The 17823-nt window shown below is 55.7% G+C and carries 14 protein-coding genes; 8 read left to right on the top strand and 6 right to left on the bottom strand.

Annotation, left to right across the window (positions count from 1 at the left end; all coding sequences use genetic code 11):
- The first annotated feature begins 19 nt into the window (after window positions 1-19).
- Window positions 20-1030 (top strand): LacI family DNA-binding transcriptional regulator, encoded by a 1011-nt coding sequence (locus tag PEL01S_RS17740; protein ID WP_063177544.1) that lies wholly within the window; start codon window positions 20-22, stop codon window positions 1028-1030.
- Window positions 1031-1597: 567 nt separating this feature from the next.
- On the opposite strand, the gene PEL01S_RS17735 is transcribed toward PEL01S_RS17740, so the two are convergent.
- Together PEL01S_RS17735 and PEL01S_RS17730 are read right to left on the bottom strand one after the other, a co-directional pair.
- A complete protein-coding gene (locus PEL01S_RS17735; protein ID WP_127461245.1) occupies window positions 1598-3253 on the bottom strand; it encodes a hypothetical protein in 1656 nt (551 codons plus the stop codon).
- A gap of 3 nt (window positions 3254-3256) precedes the next feature.
- Window positions 3257-4045, bottom strand: a complete 789-nt coding sequence (locus tag PEL01S_RS17730) for an ABC transporter ATP-binding protein (protein ID WP_127461244.1) — start codon at window positions 4043-4045, stop codon at window positions 3257-3259.
- Window positions 4046-4279: 234 nt separating this feature from the next.
- On the opposite strand from PEL01S_RS17730, the gene PEL01S_RS17725 reads away from it, so the two are divergent.
- Both PEL01S_RS17725 and PEL01S_RS17720 read left to right on the top strand, forming a co-directional pair.
- Window positions 4280-4960: a class I SAM-dependent methyltransferase gene (locus PEL01S_RS17725; RefSeq protein ID WP_127461243.1), complete on the top strand. Its 681-nt coding sequence runs from the start codon at window positions 4280-4282 to the stop codon at window positions 4958-4960.
- Window positions 4961-5005: 45 nt separating this feature from the next.
- Window positions 5006-6100 (top strand): glycosyltransferase family 61 protein, encoded by a 1095-nt coding sequence (locus tag PEL01S_RS17720; RefSeq protein ID WP_127461278.1) that lies wholly within the window; start codon window positions 5006-5008, stop codon window positions 6098-6100.
- Between the two features lie 11 nt (window positions 6101-6111).
- Here the strand turns inward: PEL01S_RS17720 and PEL01S_RS17715 are convergent, their stop codons facing one another.
- Both PEL01S_RS17715 and PEL01S_RS17710 read right to left on the bottom strand, forming a co-directional pair.
- Complete coding sequence (locus PEL01S_RS17715; protein WP_127461242.1) at window positions 6112-6690, bottom strand: CatB-related O-acetyltransferase; 579 nt, start codon at window positions 6688-6690, stop codon at window positions 6112-6114.
- Between the two features lie 76 nt (window positions 6691-6766).
- Complete coding sequence (locus PEL01S_RS17710) at window positions 6767-7246, bottom strand: hypothetical protein (protein ID WP_127461241.1); 480 nt, start codon at window positions 7244-7246, stop codon at window positions 6767-6769.
- A 178-nt stretch (window positions 7247-7424) separates the two neighbouring features.
- Here PEL01S_RS17710 and PEL01S_RS17705 point away from each other — a divergent pair, with 178 nt between their 5' ends.
- The 3 genes from PEL01S_RS17705 to PEL01S_RS17695 all read left to right on the top strand — a co-directional run bounded on the left by PEL01S_RS17705 (window position 7425) and on the right by PEL01S_RS17695 (window position 12483).
- A complete protein-coding gene (locus PEL01S_RS17705; RefSeq protein WP_127461240.1) occupies window positions 7425-9863 on the top strand; it encodes an O-antigen ligase family protein in 2439 nt (812 codons plus the stop codon).
- 53 nt (window positions 9864-9916) lie between these two features.
- Window positions 9917-10945 carry a phosphotransferase family protein gene (locus PEL01S_RS17700; protein WP_127461239.1) on the top strand — a complete coding sequence of 343 codons (1029 nt, stop codon included), beginning with the start codon at window positions 9917-9919 and terminating at the stop codon, window positions 10943-10945.
- A gap of 299 nt (window positions 10946-11244) precedes the next feature.
- A complete protein-coding gene (locus PEL01S_RS17695) occupies window positions 11245-12483 on the top strand; it encodes an aminopeptidase (protein ID WP_127461238.1) in 1239 nt (412 codons plus the stop codon).
- Window positions 12484-12528: 45 nt separating this feature from the next.
- Here the strand turns inward: PEL01S_RS17695 and PEL01S_RS17690 are convergent, their stop codons facing one another.
- Window positions 12529-13113 carry a thymidine kinase gene (locus PEL01S_RS17690; RefSeq protein WP_063177534.1) on the bottom strand — a complete coding sequence of 195 codons (585 nt, stop codon included), beginning with the start codon at window positions 13111-13113 and terminating at the stop codon, window positions 12529-12531.
- A gap of 133 nt (window positions 13114-13246) precedes the next feature.
- Here PEL01S_RS17690 and PEL01S_RS17685 point away from each other — a divergent pair, with 133 nt between their 5' ends.
- Both PEL01S_RS17685 and PEL01S_RS17680 read left to right on the top strand, forming a co-directional pair.
- Window positions 13247-15019, top strand: a complete 1773-nt coding sequence (locus tag PEL01S_RS17685) for a M91 family zinc metallopeptidase (protein ID WP_127461237.1) — start codon at window positions 13247-13249, stop codon at window positions 15017-15019.
- 129 nt (window positions 15020-15148) lie between these two features.
- Complete coding sequence (locus tag PEL01S_RS17680) at window positions 15149-15607, top strand: GNAT family N-acetyltransferase (RefSeq protein ID WP_127461236.1); 459 nt, start codon at window positions 15149-15151, stop codon at window positions 15605-15607.
- Window positions 15608-15692: 85 nt separating this feature from the next.
- On the opposite strand, the gene PEL01S_RS17675 is transcribed toward PEL01S_RS17680, so the two are convergent.
- Complete coding sequence (locus tag PEL01S_RS17675) at window positions 15693-17525, bottom strand: PAS domain S-box protein (protein WP_127461235.1); 1833 nt, start codon at window positions 17523-17525, stop codon at window positions 15693-15695.
- Window positions 17526-17823: the final 298 nt, after the last annotated feature.

The following is a 17823-nucleotide window of genomic DNA, read 5'->3' as shown; positions in this document are numbered from 1 at the left end:
ACGTTTCGGAGGAGAGAACATGGTTACGATTAAAGATATCGCCAAGGCGGCCGGCGTGTCCGTCACAACCGTATCGCGGGCGCTGAACGGGTATGACGACGTCAATGCAGTTACGCGCCAGAAGATCAAGGATATTGCGCAAGAGTTCGGGTACAGCCCGAATATGGCCGCCCGCTCGCTGATCTCGAAGAAAACGAAAACGCTCGGTCTGCTGTTGTCCAACGTGACGAGGGCCAGCTCGAAGGATAATATCGCCTTTGAAATATTATGCGGCATGAACGACCGGTCGGGAGAGCTTGATTACGATCTCGTGCTGTTCAGCACAACGCCGCAAAAGCAAAAAATCAAATCATACAAAACGCTGTGTCAGGAGCGCGGCGTGGACGGCGTCATTATTATGGGCATCCGCTTGGACGACGAGTACTTGAAGGAAGTCGTTTCGTCTCAAATTCCTTGCGTGCTCATCGACATTCCGCTGGAGGGGCCGAACGTCGGGTATGTGACCTCCGATAACGTCGGCGGCGCGAATCGTGCCGTCAGCTATTTGCTGGAGGCGGGCCACCGCAAAATCGGTGTCATCAACGGCCATTCCCAGGCGGACGTCAGCGTGCAGCGGCTGTCAGGGTACAAGCAGGCGCTGGAGCGCTTCGGCCTCCCGTTCGACGAGTCGCTCGTCATGGACGGTTCCTTCTCCGAGGCGGGAGCCAAGGAAGCGGTGTACAGGCTGCTGGCGCAGCAGCCCGACATTACGGCGCTGTTCTGCATCAGCGATCTGATGGCGCTCGGGGCTTTACAGGCCGTCCGCGGCTTAGGGCTTCAAGTGCCGGGACAAATTTCCGTCGTCGGCTTCGACAATATCGACGTGACGGCGTACTGCTCGCCAGCGCTCACAACCGTAAACCAGAACAAATACGAGATGGGGTATCAGGCCGCCCAGATGCTGATCGATCTGCTCGAAGGCCGCAAGGTAAGCCACCGGCTCATGCTGGACACCGAGCTGATCGTGCGGGAGAGCGTGAGTCCGCGGTAAGGCAGGGCGATTCTTCGCAGAATCAGGCTGGGGGCTCGACGGTTGAACCTTTTGGACGGAGTCGTGCGGGGGAGATCGATTGCCAATCTTCGCAGAATCGCGCGAACGAATCTCGATTGCCCAATCTTTGTGCAATCAGACGGGGGAAGCCCATCCAATTCCGGCCGGGCCCCGCAGCAAATGCGCAATCGGTGAAGGTCCGAATCATGGGCGGCCTCTGTTCGAGCATAGAGGAACTACGATGCGTAAAGCGGCGTTTTTGGCCCTGGCATCGAAGCATAGCGGAACAAAAGGTGACTTAATCGTGTCGAAAAATGTTCGTGCTGCCTCGGGGGACATCATTAGCGCACCTCAGATCCTCTATGGTCAGAACAAACGGCTGATTGGCTGTAATAGCGCATCACAGTTCCTCTAATTTTTCGGCGCTCCAGATAAATGCATGGCCCCCCAATGTTCGCGCAGCAGCACTAGCAACGGCAGAAATCAAAGAACCTCCGAATCCACCGATATCGTGGAAACGGAGGTTCTTTTCATGCCTGAAGCCGGCTGATGCTCATCATTCATCCCTCATCCCTTGTCCCGTACGTCATCCCACGAGATGGCAAATCCTTTCCGCCAGACCACGACATTCAGCACGACCAGCAGCGCCATATACGCGTAGACCCCGCCGGTGATGAACGTGCTGGCCAGATGCACGCCGGCGAACAGAGCGAGGAGCAGCAGAAGCGGCAAGATCATGAGGCCGTCATTCTGCTTTACCGCCTCGAAGGACTCCGAGAACGGCAGCGCCTTGCGGAAAATCCGGAAGCAAATGACCGTGTACAGCAGCGCGTTCAATGCGACGACGATTAAATCCGGGACGATGCGCACCCCGAACAGCGCGAGAAAAATAACGCTCTCGATCAGGAGCACGGGCATAAACAGCCTGACGAGGAACGCTTTGATCGTTCCGCGGAAAATAGGCGCCGGATTTGGCAAGGGCATCGTTTTATAGAGCCACGAGCCCTTGTGCTTACCCGAATATCGCAGCATCATAACGACGGTCGGAATCAGCAGCGCGCAGAAATAAATGTTCAGATACCATTTGCTCGCTGCGATTTCGCTGAAGGACTGGGTCCGCAGCACGTTGAAAAAGAAAATGAACGGAAACACGATCGAGAAGCCAAGGGATGGATATACCTTGAGCTTGAACTCCCTTTCGTTGCCCATCATTAGGGAGCCGAACCGGAAAAAGGTGCGCTCCTCCCGACCGGAACATACAAACCTGGAAACAACATCCAGCCATCGGCTATGTTCTTTGCCTCTTTTCGAGCCGTCGTTCGCCAGCTTCTGCAAGCTGCGCTCGAAGAAGGGCATCAGGTTCGTGTAGATCAGAATCGAAACGATCGGCGTGACGAACGCCAGCAGCGTAAAGACGATGAAATGCGGGGCCGCCTGACCGCGCAGCAGCCATTCGAACGGCGCGCCAAACCACAGGGGAGGGAGGAAGACCTGCCACCATTTCGGTTCGAACGCGATGTGAAGCTGCATGAGGTCGAATGACCGTCCGACGAATTGGTAACCGACGGTAATCGCGATAGATAGCGCAATTTGCACGTTATTGATCATGTCCTTCAGCTTTTCCCCGTCGAAAAACTTCAGAATCAGCATATACAAAAAGGCCGTCACAGCGACAATCAGCACGTCCGTCAGTACGATTTCGACCACAAACAAGAGAAAAAACAACACGCCATGCTTGACGATTGCCGCAATCATCGGCGCTGCGCAGAGCGCTACGGTCAAAAAGAACAAATAAAGCAAAATATGCAGCGTCTTCGCCATGCCGATCGTCCGCCGGTTGACCGGCTTCGAGGCGATAATGTTCCGGTCCCGGATATCGAGCAGAACGGTAGAAAAGTCCGAGATTAAGGAAGTCATGACCAGGAACATTAACAGGCCGAACACAAAGCTCATCTGAAACATATAGTTGTCGCCCATCACGACGAAAGGAACCATAGTCAGCCCCAGCAAGGCGTACAAGCCGAGGGACTTCACGAAATTGTTCTGATCGGCCGTCTCCTGCCGGTTCTTTTTGGCAGACTGATTGAAAATGGTCGGCATCCGCCGTCCGTCCATCGTCAGCTTGATCTGCAAAATTTTGCGCATCAACGGGTAATCGACGCCGAGCCTCTCGAACAGGGCCCTGAACCGGTCCAGCACCTTAAGCGATACGAATTCCATCATCGCCTACACCTCTTGCACGACGGAGACGAATCGTTCCGCAATCTCTTTATGCTCATGGAAGCCGGTCAGCCGGTTGAAGATCTCTTCGAGCGACCCTTCCCGGCTCTGCGCCTTCAGCTCGTCGAAGCTTCCGTCCGCCACAATTTCGCCGCCGTCCAGCAGGACGATGCGGTTGCTGATCCTTTCGACCACATCCATAATGTGTGAGGAATAGAAGATCGTCTTGCCCTTCGCGGCCAGCTGCGCCAAAATTTCTTTCACCACCATGACGCTGTTGGCATCCAGCCCGCTCAAGGGTTCGTCCAAAAACAAAATGTCCGGGTTGTGCAGCAGGCTGGAGATGAGCAGCACCTTTTGGCGCATGCCTTTGGAATACGAAACGATCCGCGCATTATACGCGTCCTCCAGCCCGAACAGGTCGATCAGCCGTTTGGCTTTCCATTCCGCCTGCTCGTCCTCCAATCCGTACAGATTGCCGATAAAGGTCAAATATTCTTTCGCCGTCAGGGCGTCGTACACTTCGGCCGTTTCGGGCACATACCCGATCCGCTGCTTATAATCCACGCTGCCGTCCGAGATGTCCTTGCCGAAAATACGGATTTCTCCGGTGTAGCCCTCCACGAGGCCGAGCATCGTTTTGATCGTGGTGCTTTTGCCCGCGCCGTTCGGCCCGATATACCCGATGATTTGTCCCGGGTATACGTCAAGATCGATTCCTCTGAGCACGTAGCGGTCTCCATACATCATTCGCAAGCCGCGAATGGACAGGATCGCTTCTCTTGCGGTTTCCATCAGCACACCTCTCATCCCTAAACTAAAAAAAGCATGGCCGCTTCCAGGCTTCGGCCGGTTCGGTCATGCAATCCCATTGTATGCTACGGTCCGTTTCAAGTCAATGAAAGGGAAATCGGTTCAAAATGTGCCTTTCCCCTTATTTACCTGCCCATCCCGGCCGGATGAGTTGGACATAGAATAAGACATACCCGCAGGTTAGATCGGGATTTCCTTAAGGCGGTGGTTTATTCGATGGATTGGGAATATCATCCTGTACGATTTGCCGCGGATCACGCCCCCGAGCTGCCGTTAACCTATATGACGAACGGCGCATGGTCCGGCCACCGGCGTTTCGCTTACGATCTTGTGCGCTTTGCCAAGCCGCGTCTTATAGCGGAACTGGGCACGCTTTACGGCACTTCCTTTTTCAGCTTTTGCCAGGCGGTCAAGGACGGGAATTTGCCCGCCCGCTGCTTCGCTGTCGATACGTGGCAGGGCGATATGCATACCGGGTACTATGGCGGCGATCCTATCTACGAGGCCGTCCAATCCGTGACGCTCCGGGAGTTTCCGGGGATCGGTTATCTGGTTCGCAGCCATTTCGACCAGGCCCTGGCCGGTTTTCCCGACGGTTCGGTCGATCTGCTGCACATTGACGGTTACCATACGTATGATGCGGTGCTGCACGATTATACGACATGGTACCCGAAGCTGGCGGAGAACGGCATCGTTTTGTTTCACGATATCGTGGTCAGGCTGGGCGATTTCGGCGTGTACCGTTTGTGGGAGAAGCTCAGCGGCGGGCATCCGCATCTCCAGTTCCCTCACTCCAACGGCCTCGGCGTCCTCTTCCCGAAGGGGTGCCCCCCGGCTTTCCAGGCGCTGTTGGCGCATAAGGATGAGCTTGTCGCGCATTATATTGACCGGACTTGACGAGCCGCCATCCGCAAAATAACGAGGAATAGGAGGCGGAAATTGATGTACGCAATCCCCGATCAAGTCTACAACAAAACCATCGATTGGGTGATGGACTGCACGGCCTTTGACCGGAGCCTCATGCCGGAATTTTACAAGATCATCCATCCCGGGGAGAAGCTTCATCTTGAGGCTCCTGGCGGATTCGATCCTCCGCGCTGGGCAAGCGAGTGTCATTTCGATCCGGCCTTCGTCGCCGTCGTCCCGAACGGGCGCGTCATGACCGGGAACGGCTACGTGGTTACCTCGAACAACAAGCGGCTGCTCGATGTGGAGCTGTATTGCCCGGATCATGACGGAATGCTGCTGCCGCCTCCGGAATGCACGGCGGAAACGGTGGCTACCTTGATCTGGGGATGGAATATGCCGGAGAAAGGCATCTTTACCCAAGCCGTGTACGGCCATTGGTTCTACGATATCCTGCCGCGCATTCATTTGCTTGAGCAAAGCGGCATCCCGATCGACAAATATTTGATCGGCATGCTGCATCATCCGTTTCAGTACGAGTCTCTCAGCATGCTCGGCTTTCCGATGGATAAGCTGGTTCAAGTCAGCCGCAGCGATTATCACCTGATGGCCAGCAAGCTTGTCGTGCCCGCAGTTCCCTTAATGGTAGGCAAAAGTCCGAGGTGGGCATACCAGTTTCTCCGCCAGCGGCTGGGAGAGGGGCAGCCGGTCGGGCAAGTCGGCGGCTATGAACGGATATATGTCAGCCGGCAGGACGCTGCGGCGCGGTTCGTCGTCAACGAGGATGAAGTGATGCGCGTTCTGAGCGAGAAAGGATTTACGAAGATCGTTCCGACGCCGCTGACGATGCAGGATAAAATTGCGATCTACTCCTCCGCCAGCGTGGTCGTCGCTCCGTTCGGCAGCAGCAATATCAACATTACTTTCTGTCCTCCCGGAGCAAAGCTGATTGAGCTGTCGCCGCGTACGGTCGTGGATAACTATTTTTGGAAAATATGCCACCATGCCGGCGTCGATTATTACGAGGTCGTGTGCGACATCGAATACCCGCCTAAGCCCGCCGTCGGCGCGGACAATATCGTCGTCGATATCGACAAGCTGCTGAACGTGCTCAAGCTGGCCGGAATTTGATCCGCCAGCGGCTAGGGGACCGTATCGCCATAGCGGAAAAAAGCATCCATGTCGCCCGACAGCAGCAAGGGGACGGCCCGTTCGATTTTGTCCAGCGGCCAGTCCCACCATTCGATGCGGAGCAAGCGCTGAATCGTCGCTTCGGGAAACCGGTACTTGATGATCTTAGCCGGGTTTCCCGCCACGATAGCGTAGGGCGGAACGTCCTTGCTGACGACGGCACCCGCTCCGACAACCGCTCCGTGCCCGACCGTAACCCCCGACAAAATCGTCGCCCCCGAGGCAAGCCAGACATCGTGCCCGATGGTCACGTTTCCTTTGCTCTTCGGATGTCCTGTAATGAAGGAGTACTTGGGCATCAAGGAGTTGAACGGATACGTCGTTACCCAATCGGGCCGGTGCTCTCCGCCGAGAAAAATCGTCACTCGGTCCGCAATGGAGCAAAACTTGCCGATGATCAGAATGCTGCTCTCGCCCCAAGACCGGATATCCGGATGACCGTAGGTGAATTCTCCGATGTAAATTTTGTTCTCCACCGTTCGCGAAGGCAGTTGAGTCCGCAGCGACTCGATCGGCGATTGGTTATCCATCTGCTCAGGCATCTCCTTCCGGGTCATGATATGCTAGGATATTCATGCTCCGCTGGCCTTGGCACATTGCCTGAGCTTATTTGGGCGAGTCGTCCCCCGATTTGCCGCCGTTGCCGCTTCCGTTAAACAGCGCCTCCGTCAGTGTCCGCAGCTTATCCATCAGCTTGCCGTAGCCGAAACCGACGAGAAACGCGATGCCGATCTTCGCTTCCATCGAGGCGCCGGTCTGGAGCAGCATAATGCCGCTTTTGAACAGCACGATCGTCATCATGGCCGCTCCGGCGCATTTGATCGGGCGAAGCAGGTACCACCAGTACCAGCGAGGGGTCATGCTATCGTAATATTCGAAGAACAGGCGCATGGCGTACATTGTGCCTCCGATGGCTCCGGCAAGCGCATAGTAAGCGTACTCCGTGACGGGAGGAAGGAGTTTGATCCCAAACCACTGCGTGATACGGCCGCTGCGGATGGCGCCTGTCATCCAGAAGCTTCCGATGAACCAAGCGAGCAGATAAACGAGCACTCCGAGCTTGAACCCATGTTCCCGGGTCATCATGGCTTCCGCCCCTTTCGCTTGCAGACTTGTTCTAGTTCAACCTATGCGCTGTCCGGGAAAATGATGAAATGCGGGGAGGATATAGAAACATTATCCAGATTTGGTGCGTCTAATGAATGGGGGAGAATGGGCCTTCGCCGGCCTTTTCCCATCATACAGACGGAGTTGAATTGTCGTAATGAACACGCCTTATGTTTCAAGAAAGCAGTGGCTGGAAAGCCGGGAGCAGGAAAAAGGATCGCTGCTTTTCTATTCGGTGCTCGGATTCGTCCTGTTGTTTCTGTTCATCGCCCCGTTTCACCAGGGATTGTTTCTGATGTTCTCCTACGAAGCCAAGCCGGGGAACAACATCTTCTACAACTTCCCGCTGTACAGCTCCTATATTTTTATTTACATCGCTTTGTTCCTGACTTCGCTGTTTTTGATGACCTCGTTTAAAGCGACCGGCAAGCGGGACATGCTGCTGTTGGCGGTATGGCTCATTCCGCTCGCTTATCTCATTCCCGTGCTGACCCGTCCGGCGTCCATGTATTTGGCCCTTCAAGGATTGTACGCCGAGCTCATGTATGCATCGTTTTTTGTCATCAGCTGGGTGCTCGCCCGGAACAAAAAAGGGGCGGCCCTCGTTCAGCACGGCATTCTGTACTCGGGGTATGCGCTCGTCATCTACGGGCTGCTGGTCTGGTACGGCAACATTCAGGCCCATGGCGTCATTATCGCCGACAGCAACGGCATGCGTTTAACGTCTTCCTTCACTTACGCCAACTCGTATGCCGCCTATCTGATTGCCATCATTTTGGGCGCCCTGTATATGATCGCTTCTTCCTCCAAATGGGCCGCGGCGGCAGGAAATGCCTTAATTTTGGCGCCGGCGCTGCTGTCGCTCATCTTGACCTTGTCCCGCGGCGGTCTCGTGCTGCTGCCGGTGGTGCTGCTTGCTCTGCTGCCTTTTATCCGCTTGTCCGGGCAAATCGTCATGATCCTCAATCTGGGCATCGCGGCGGTCACCGCCTTCATCCTGTCCGGGCCCAGTACGCGGATCGGAGCGGAATTGTTCCACACCTCGAACGCAGCGCTGTCCGCGCAGGCATGGCTGCAATTGGCGGCCGGATCGGTGGTGGTAGCGCTGCTGTCGGCGGTCATTCACAAGTACGTGCCTCCGGCGGTCGGGAAGCTGGAGGAAAAATTCAAGCTTCGCTATGCCCGGCTCTGGTTCCCGCTGGTAATCCTGCTGGTCGGCGGCATCGGTATCGCGGTCGTGTTGAACAGCCAGTGGGTGCTCAACCTGCTGCCGGAAAATCTCCAGCAGCGGATTGCAAGCATCAACTTCCAGCAGCACAGCGTGCAGGAGCGGGGGTATTTTTACAAGGATGCGATGCAAATCGTAAACGAAGCGCCGTTGTTCGGGAAGGGCGGCGGGACATGGGCCGCGCTGTATCAATCCCACCAAAGCTACGGCTACGCTTCGAATCAGGCCCATAACTTTTTGTTCCAGACCTTGACGGATATCGGTTGGGCCGGCGCGCTGCTGCTGTTTGCTTTTATCGGCTGCATCGTGTACTTTTACGTGCGGCATGTGATCAAGCATCACGAGACGGAGGAGGGAAGACGGCATTTCGTTTATTTCATCGTGTTAGTCGCTATCCTTGCTCACAGCTTTATGGACTTCGACTTAAGCTACGGCTATTTGTCCGCTCTTGTTTTTATCGGCTTGGGAGGACTGCTGGCGGGCGCTGCCTTGCCGGGGACCAAGGAGCAGGAGCTGCCGATCACATCGGGAAAAGCGAAATGGATCTATCCGGGGTTCGTCCTGCTGCTCAGCTTGTGCATGCTCGTCGTATCGATTCGACTGCTGAAAGCGAACACCGAAGCGGGCAAGGCGTATAACGAGCTTTCGCAGGAATCCGTCCAACTGGAGAAGTTTATCGGCTTCATCGATAACGCCATGGCGCTTCATTCGACCAATGCGGACTATGCGCTGCTGAAGATTCGCATCCTGAACGACGTGTACAATCAGACGAAGGACAAGCAATATTTGCAGGAGGCCCAGCAGATTGCCGCCCGGTATATGGACAACGAGCCTAACGCGCACGGCATCCACGAGTACCGGTATCAATGGGCGGTTCAGGACAATGCCCAGCAGGCGTTGGCAATCGCGAGCGAGTCGATCCCGAAATACCCGTGGGACATGATGTGGTACGAACGGGTGATGGTGCTTTCGTACGAGATGGGATACGCTGCGGGAGAGGGGAAGAAGCCGGCGGAACGAGACGCGTATTATCAAAAGGCCGTCGGCATTTACCAGCACGTACAGGAAAAACGGGAGTCGCTAAAATCGATTCCGTCTTCGATCAGCGTACCTCCTTTCGAGATCACGAAGCCGATGTTTCTGGTCTTGGGGAGAATTTCCTACGACCAAGGCAAGTATGCGGAAGCGGCGGACATCCTCCGCCCGGCCTTATCGGATAACCTGGATTCCTCGGTACAGCGGTATATCGCGCGTTGGTACGTGGCGGCGCTGCAGAAGCAGGGCAAGACGGATCAGGCGTGGGTGGACAAGCTGGTCGCCAAAGATCCGAACGAAGCCGAGGAGCTTAAAAAGCTGGCGGGTGCTTAAGGCAGCCGATCCGGTCTGCGATGGAGCATTAACGGGAGAGGAGCCGTGGCGGCATGGAGGATACGCGGCAGAACGCTGCACCGGGAGAAGACGAGTGGCAGGAGAAAGCCGGTTGGGAGCGAGGAGAGCCGTTCGTGCGCTTAAGCTTGGCGGAGCTGAACGGGCTGCTGGAGTCGGCGTTCCCCGGAAGGTCCGTCGAATTCGCGCAGTCGCTCGGAACAGGGCTGAGCAATTCGAATTATAAAATCCGCATGCACGGGGAGGAGAGGTCTTATGTGCTTCGCATTTATCGTGGCGATGCGGACGTTCTTCGCAAGGAGGAGGCCATTGCCCGGCTGGTCCGGTCTGTCGTTCCGGTCCCGGCCTTCCTCTACACGGATGCTTCGTGCGCTCGCTTTCCGCGGCCTTGGGCATTGCTTGAATGGCATGACGGGGAGCTGCTGTCGTCCCTGCGGACGACCGTCTCCCAAGAAGAGCTCGCTTTCGCGGCGGCGGCACTCGGCAGAACGCTGGCACGCGTGCATGCTTTTCCGTTTCAGAAGGCCGGTCTCCTCGGCCCGGAGCTGGAGATCCGCACGCCGATGCGGCTGGATGAAGCGATGTTCACCGGCTTCGCGGAGCAGAGCTTGATGCACGGCGAGGCCGGCCGCTTGCTCGGTTCCTGCCGGACCGAAGCGCTATGGGCGATGTGCAGGCGCCATGCCGGGCTGCTGGAAGAGCAGCCGAAGGTATACTCCTTGATCCATTCCGACTTTAACGGACGGAACGTGCTGCTGGCGCCGGACGGTGCCGGAGGGGCCGAGGTAACGGCTGTGCTGGACTGGGAATTTGCCTTCGCCGGTCCGCCGCTGGTGGACATCGGCAATATGCTTCGCTATGAACCGCCGGGCTCCGAGTTCGGGCGTCATTTTATCCGCGGCTACGTGCAGGGGGGCGGGGCGCTGCCCGAACGGTGGGAGCTGAAGTCCAAGCTGGCCGATCTGATCGCGCTGCTCGACCTGCTGAACGGGGCGGCGGATGCGCCGAACCGGGCTGCCGATCTCGTCCGGTTAATTGACCGCTTGTTGGCGGAGTGGGCCTAGTGCACGTTTTCATGTATGGCTGCCGGGCGGATCGGACACACTACGGGCGATCCCAAATCCCGGAAGGAGGCGTCCTAATGTCCCGAGACAATGCCAACAACAACGGCAAAAAGTCCCAGCCCGGCAATAATCAGGACTCGGAAGTGGCGGAGTCCAAAACGAAAAAATAACGGAATTCGCAGCCAGCCGTTCGCGGCTGGTTTTTTTGGGTTCATTTCGGTATACATCATTTGGTAAAGTGTGGCGTAAAGCGTTATACTGGGAACGTAGGACAACCTTTCATTTGTGGAGGAATTTTAATGAGCACATTTGCCCAAAAAATGGAAAAATATGCAACGCTGGCCGTTCGGGTAGGCGCCAATGTACAACAGGGACAAACGGTGGTTGTCATGGCCCCGGTCGCCGCCGCAGAGCTGGTCCGGCTTGTCGCCGTCAAGGCTTATGAAGCCGGCGCGAAGAACGTCATGGTCGAGTGGAACGACGAGGAGCTGACGCGGATCAAATACAAGATGGCGCCGATGGAAGCGTTTCACGAATATCCGATGTGGAAGGCGCAGGGCTTGCAGGAGCTGGCGGAGAACGATGCGGCCTTTATTCAATTTTACGGGCCGAATCCCGATCTGCTGAAGGACGTCGACCCGGAGCGGGTCTCCACGGCGAACAAAACGGCCTCTACCGCTTTGAAAGGGTACCGCAGCCAGTTGATGGCGCACCGCGCGTCCTGGACGCTGATGGCTTACGCAACCCCGGAATGGGCACTGAAAATATTCCCCGATCTCTCGCCGGAGGCTGCTCTCGACGCATTGTGGGAGCGCATTTTCGAAGCGACCCGCGTGAACGCGGACGATCCGGTCGAAGCCTGGAAGGAGCACAATGCCCGCCTGGCCCGGACCGTGAGCTATTTGAACGAGAAGCGGTACAAGCAGCTCGTCTACGAAGCGTCGGGCACGAGCCTGACCGTGGACCTGCCGGAGAAGCACCTCTGGCTCGGCGGCGCGAAGGAGAATGCCAAGGGCATTTTCTTCAACCCGAACCTGCCGACGGAGGAAGTGTTCACGATGCCCCGGCATGACGGCGTCAACGGCGTTGTCCGCAGCACGAAGCCGCTGAACCACGGAGGTCAGCTGATCGACGGATTCAGCCTGACGTTCAAGGATGGCAAAGTCGTCGATTTCTCGGCGGACAAAGGCTACGAGATGCTGAAGCGGCTGCTTGATACGGACGAGGGAGCTCGCAAGCTTGGCGAAGTCGCCTTGGTTCCGCACGAATCGCCGATCTCCAATACGAATCTGATCTTTTACAACACGCTGTTCGATGAGAACGCATCGAGCCATCTCGCTCTCGGACAAGCGTATCCGGTCAATATGGACGGCGGCACGGAGATGAAGGAAGAGGAATTGTCCCAACACGGGGCGAACAGCAGTCTTGTGCACGTCGATTTCATGATCGGTTCAGCCGACATGAACATCGACGGGATTACGCAGGACGGCGTACGGGAGCCGGTATTTCGCTCCGGCAACTGGGCGCTGCCCGTCTAAAACGCAAAACGGAGCAAGGCGCCGAGGCGCTTTGCTCCGTTTTTTTTATTCATGATGGGGTTGCGTTTGGCTCTTTTGCATGGAGTAGCATTTGCGGCATACCGGCAAATAGCTTTCGTTGCCGCCGATTTGAATCTGTGCGCCCTCAAATACCGGCTTGCCGTCGGCAAGGCGCATATTCATCGTCGCTTTGCGGTCGCAGTACCAGCAGACCGTCTTGATTTCTTCGATTTTGTCCGCCAGCGCAAACAGATGGTAGCTGCCTTCGAACAGCTGGCCGAGAAAATCCGCCCGCAGCCCGTACGCAATGACGGGGATGCCAAGCGTATCCGCAATTTCCGTAAGCTGCAGCACCTGCTGCTTGTTCAGAAACTGCGCTTCGTCGATCAGAATGCAGTTCGGCCGCTCGGCCGCCGCCATCCCGACCATGTCCAGGCTGTCGTCAACGACGATGCCGTCCTTCTGCATCCCGATGCGGGAAGCCACGACGCCGACCCCGTCCCGGTTATCCACCGCAGGGGTAAAGAGCAGCACTTTCTTTCCTTGCTCCTCGTAATTGTGTGCGACGCGCAGTACTTCGATCGACTTGCCGCTGTTCATCGTTCCGTAACGAAAATATAGCTTGGCCACGCCTCTAGTCCGCCTCTCCCTGAGAAATCACGAAGTTTATCATAGCATAAGTTGAGGGGGAGGTACAGGTTATCCCTTTTGGATGGGTAAATATGGTACAATGTGACCAACAAAGCTTGGGGAAGCGGTGATCTTGATGAAAAGCACAGGAAGTCCTGTTCGGAAACCAATGCCGGGTCTTGAAATGCTGGAGCGGCATTCCCTTCCGCCGGAGCCTCTTTATACGCAGCGCCTGGGCAGCTCCAACAAGGCGCGGCAGCTTGCTTCCGTCCCCGCCATCGTCGCTCAAATGCAGCGACGTTTCGGGAATCAGGCGACGATCCGTTACTTGACCGGTTCCCAGCATACTTATACCCGTCCGCCGGTCCAATGCAAAATCAACATGTCCCCCATGATCATCCGATTGGACGACGACTTTAAAGAGCGCATTGCCGAGTACAACAAATTAGCGGAGAACGCCCCTCTTTCTACTAAAATCAACATGCTCTCCGCACTTGAACGGGCTTGCTTCCACTGGTTTGTCCATCGGCAGTCGGACGATCTCCAAGAAGACCCGGAAGCCCCCGAGATGAGAACGCTCATGGATCTGCTTCATGACGAACGTCAAGCTTTGGTTAAGCAATCGGTGACGGGTGGCAGGCCTACAGCCGAAGACAGCGATCTCCCCATAGCCGGATTTGAACAGATGGACAAAGATAGCCAGCGGAAGGTACGCAAGATGTGGGACAAGCTGATCCAAGGCAGCGGAAGTATCCGAATCGCGGAGGAGGAGGGGCACGGAGACTTCAAGATGAAGATGCTGACGGAATTCTCGCGAATATTGGAGAGCCATTTCGGCCGGGAGCTGATGGAACGAATCAACGAATCGGATAAAAAAATTGAAATCTCCCCTTTTTCCATCGCCAGGGATGACGGAGTGACTGCAGCCGCCTCGCCGGTAGGCGATAATAAGGAATACGCCAAGCTGAAAAAGCTGTCCGAACAGCCACGAGAGAGGGACAAATACAAGGAAATCAAACTTGACGGCTTGACCAAGCAGGAACGAATTTCCGCTCTGAACGACATGCGGAGGGAAAGGTCAGATCAGTTGGGTGTGGTGCTGATTTTGCAAGGGCGGCCGGAGCAGTATTACGCTTTTGGGGAAGGCACCGACGTGAAGGTGACGATGCCGTCGGACGTAAAGGAATCGTCTTTTTACTATGGGAATCGGCTAGTCGATACTGCGGGGAAGGAGCTGATTGCTCCCACATTCTCGACGTTAACCCATGAGCTTGGTCATGCTTTTCATATGCAGCAGGGGACGAAAACGGACAATGCCGGCGAATTAATCGAATGGATCGACGATCAGGACAATTTGGATGCATGGTCCAATATGGAGGAGTACATGAATATCCAGGGAACGGAAAATCCGTTTCGAAGCGAGTACGGCTTGGGCGAGCGGCACGGGCACGAGAATATCCCGCTTCTTCTCATGAACAAGCTGCAAGGGCGGCTTTTGGAAGCGGTTCGTTGGTTGGATGGGAACACCGATCTTGACAGCGAGTACAAACAGGGGATGGATAGCGAAATTACGAATCTGTCCGCCTTTGTCTACGCGAATTGGACGGACGAGCATAAATTGAAGCAGGCCAAGCAGCAAGTGGGGAATCTGCCCTTGCTTTTGAAACAAATGCACGCTGAAGCGTTAGAACGGCAGCGTCTTGACCGGGTAGCATCGGACGAAGAGTCGATAGGAATACGTCGATCCGCCCCAATAGCTATCCCGGGGTCGGACGAAAGGGAGCAGGATTCCTTCCGCCCGGGCGGGCTGGTTGAAAGTAACATGGACCGTTATGCCGAACAATTCGAAAGGCAAAAACAGCAGCATAATTTGCGAGCCAAATATTACAATAAACTGGGAATTTAAATTGACTTCCGCACGCTTGCTTTCCTCAAACGTAAAACCGAAAAAACGGCTTATACCCGAATCTTCCCTACGCTTCCGGCGGCATGTCCCGTATGATGGGTCTATAGACCAACGCGAGGAGGAACCGCTTTGAGGAACGCACCGACGGTAAGATTCGAAGCTATTACTGAGGACAATTGGGAAGATTGCGTGAAGCTGGAGGTGAAGGAGGAGCAGCGGAAGATGGTGGCTCCCAACTGGTATTCGATTATTCAAGCCGCCTACGATAAATCGTACACGCCGCTTTCCATTTATCACGAAGACAAGATGATCGGCTTTTTCATGTACGGCAAGGACCCGGAAGACGGGCTGTACTGGATCGTGCGGCTGATGATCGACAAAAGGTTTCAAGGCCGGGGCTACGGTGAGGCTGCGATCCGGCTGGGTCTGGAGCTGATCAAGCGTCAGGAGGATTGCAGTCCCGAGATCGTCATCAGCTATGTGCCGGACAATGAGGCGGCCGGGAAGCTGTACGAGCGTGTCGGCTTTATGACGACCGGTCGGATCATCGATGGGGAAACGGAAGCGAGATACAAGGTTTTGAATTAAGAAATGCGAACGTTCGTGCGCACAAAAAGGCCCCTTTATCGCCATGGTAAAGGGGTCTTTGGCTTGTGGAAGATTCTTACACGCTTTAAACCGGTAACGTTATTGTCACGGTCGTTCCCACGCCGGCTTCGCTTGCGATGGCCATGCGGCCTTTGTGCTCGGTGACGATTTTTTGGCTCACCATCAGACCGAGGCCCGAGCCGTTTTCTTTTGTCGTATAGAAGGGCTCGCTGATCCGCTGAAGCAGCTCGGCGGGAATGCCGTCGCCTTCGTCCCGGAAGGTGATCGAGAGCATGCCCGGCTCGGCCAAGGCCGCCACAATTTCCACGGTTCCGCCCAGCGGCATTGCTTCGACGGCGTTTTTGACGATATTGATGAACAGCTGCTTTAACTGATTCTCTTCACAGCGAACTGCAGGCAGGTCCGGCTTGATCCGCGTCTTGAAACTGACGCTGTTCAGATTTGCTTGCGCTTCCAGAAGGGAGAGGACATCGGCGAGAATGGGGCCGATCCGCTTATAATGAAAGGTGGCCGGTCTTGGCTTGGCCAGCAGCAGCATTTCACTGATGATGTGCTCGATGCGCGTTAGCTCCGACGACATGATGTCCAAGTAATGCTCCTTGTAATGCCCGGCCGCCTTCATAAACTGCGTAAAACCTTTCAGCGAGGTCAGCGGGTTACGAATTTCATGGGCAATGCCGACGGCGAGCTGCCCGGCGACCGACAGCTTCTCCGAGTTGCGCAGCAGCTCCTCGGTAGCCTTGCTCTCGCTGATATCCCGCCCGATAATACAGATCCCGGAAATGTCCTGATCTTTGCCGACAACGGGCGAGATGGTGAGGCTCATATCGAGCGGCGTGCCGTCTTTGCGCTTGCGCTTCGTTTCGAAGCTGGGGATTTGCTTGCCCTGCAGCGCTTTGCGGAACAGCAGCTCCGACTCGATCCACAGCTCCTCCGGTATGTTTGGCGGACGCTCGCCGAGCAGCTCCGCTTCGCTATAGCCGAACAAGTCGATGAACGCTTTGTTCACCTTGGTCAGCCGAAGGTCCGCGTCGAGAATCGCTATGGTGTCCGCGGCATGCTCAATCATGGAATCAAGCTGCTGCTTGGTTGCGCGGAGCGTCTCCTCCTGCTCTTTGTGCCGGGTAACGTCGCGGATAAAGACGGACAAGCCGGGCTTGCCCGGATAGCAGCTGACTTCCAGCCATTTTTTGACCAATGGATAATAATCCTGATAAAAGACGGGAGCCGATTCTTCTATCGCCCTCCAGCATGCTTTGTAAAAGCTTGCGCCAAGCCAATCCGGCACCGTGCCCCGAATGCCGTGTCCGAGCATATCCTCCCGGTTGAGCTGCAGGAGCTGCTCGGCGTTCCGGTTCACATAGACGAGCTGTCCGCTTCGGTTCAGCATAATGTAAGCGTCGGCAAACGTTTCGAGCAGGGAAGTCATGCGGATGAGCGATTCCTGAAGCGCGCTTTCGGCATCTTTTTGCGCGGTGATATCCTGGGTTTGCATGTATATGTAAGCTGGTCCGTCGCCGCTGTCCTTAAGTTCGACCGCATAAACGCTCATCCATAAGGTTTGTCCGTCCGCGCTGAGCCAGCGCATCTCGGTTTCGTAGCGGGAGAGCTGGCCCGATACGAGCTGGCTCATATGATGCATGCACAGGAGAAGCTCCCCGGGATGCACTAAGGTCTGAAGATTCATCCGCTCCAGTTCTTCCGTCCTATAACCGAGCTTCTTGCCGAGCGATTCGCCGGCCATCAGCAGGTTGCAGTCCCGATCGAGCAAGAGGGAGCCGGTGTGGGGGCTGGCGAAGCTTTTCAGCGCCAGATCGACAAACATTCGTGAAAAAGTCCCATCCGCTTTGGTTTTCAATTGCTCCGGGACGAATGGCGATACGAGCAGATCGTTCATGAATGAGACTCCCTCCACTTTTTTAGGCTGAGAGTTAACATTCGTCAAAAATCAACACAATCCCTTTTTTCTGCAGGTCCCGTTTTTTTACGAGCGGCAAAAATGGGACGAAAGTCTCCAAATTTTTGAATTGCTATAATAAGATTGGGATGGTAAGATTAAACATAATATTTGCCAGCAATTTCATGGAATTGCCACACCTGGGGCGTAGGCGGATGAGCTGTGCCCCGTTTTTTGTATACGAAAGTACAAGATCGTGTAACGAAGGTTGCGCGAGGCGGCGGGAGAGGCGGACCGG

This window comes from Paenibacillus elgii NBRC 100335 (assembly GCF_004000865.1).
Taxonomy (GTDB): Bacteria; Bacillota; Bacilli; order Paenibacillales; family NBRC-103111; genus Paenibacillus_G; species Paenibacillus_G elgii.
Note: the sequence above shows the minus strand (reverse complement) of the source record. Positions and strands in the feature narration are given on the sequence as shown.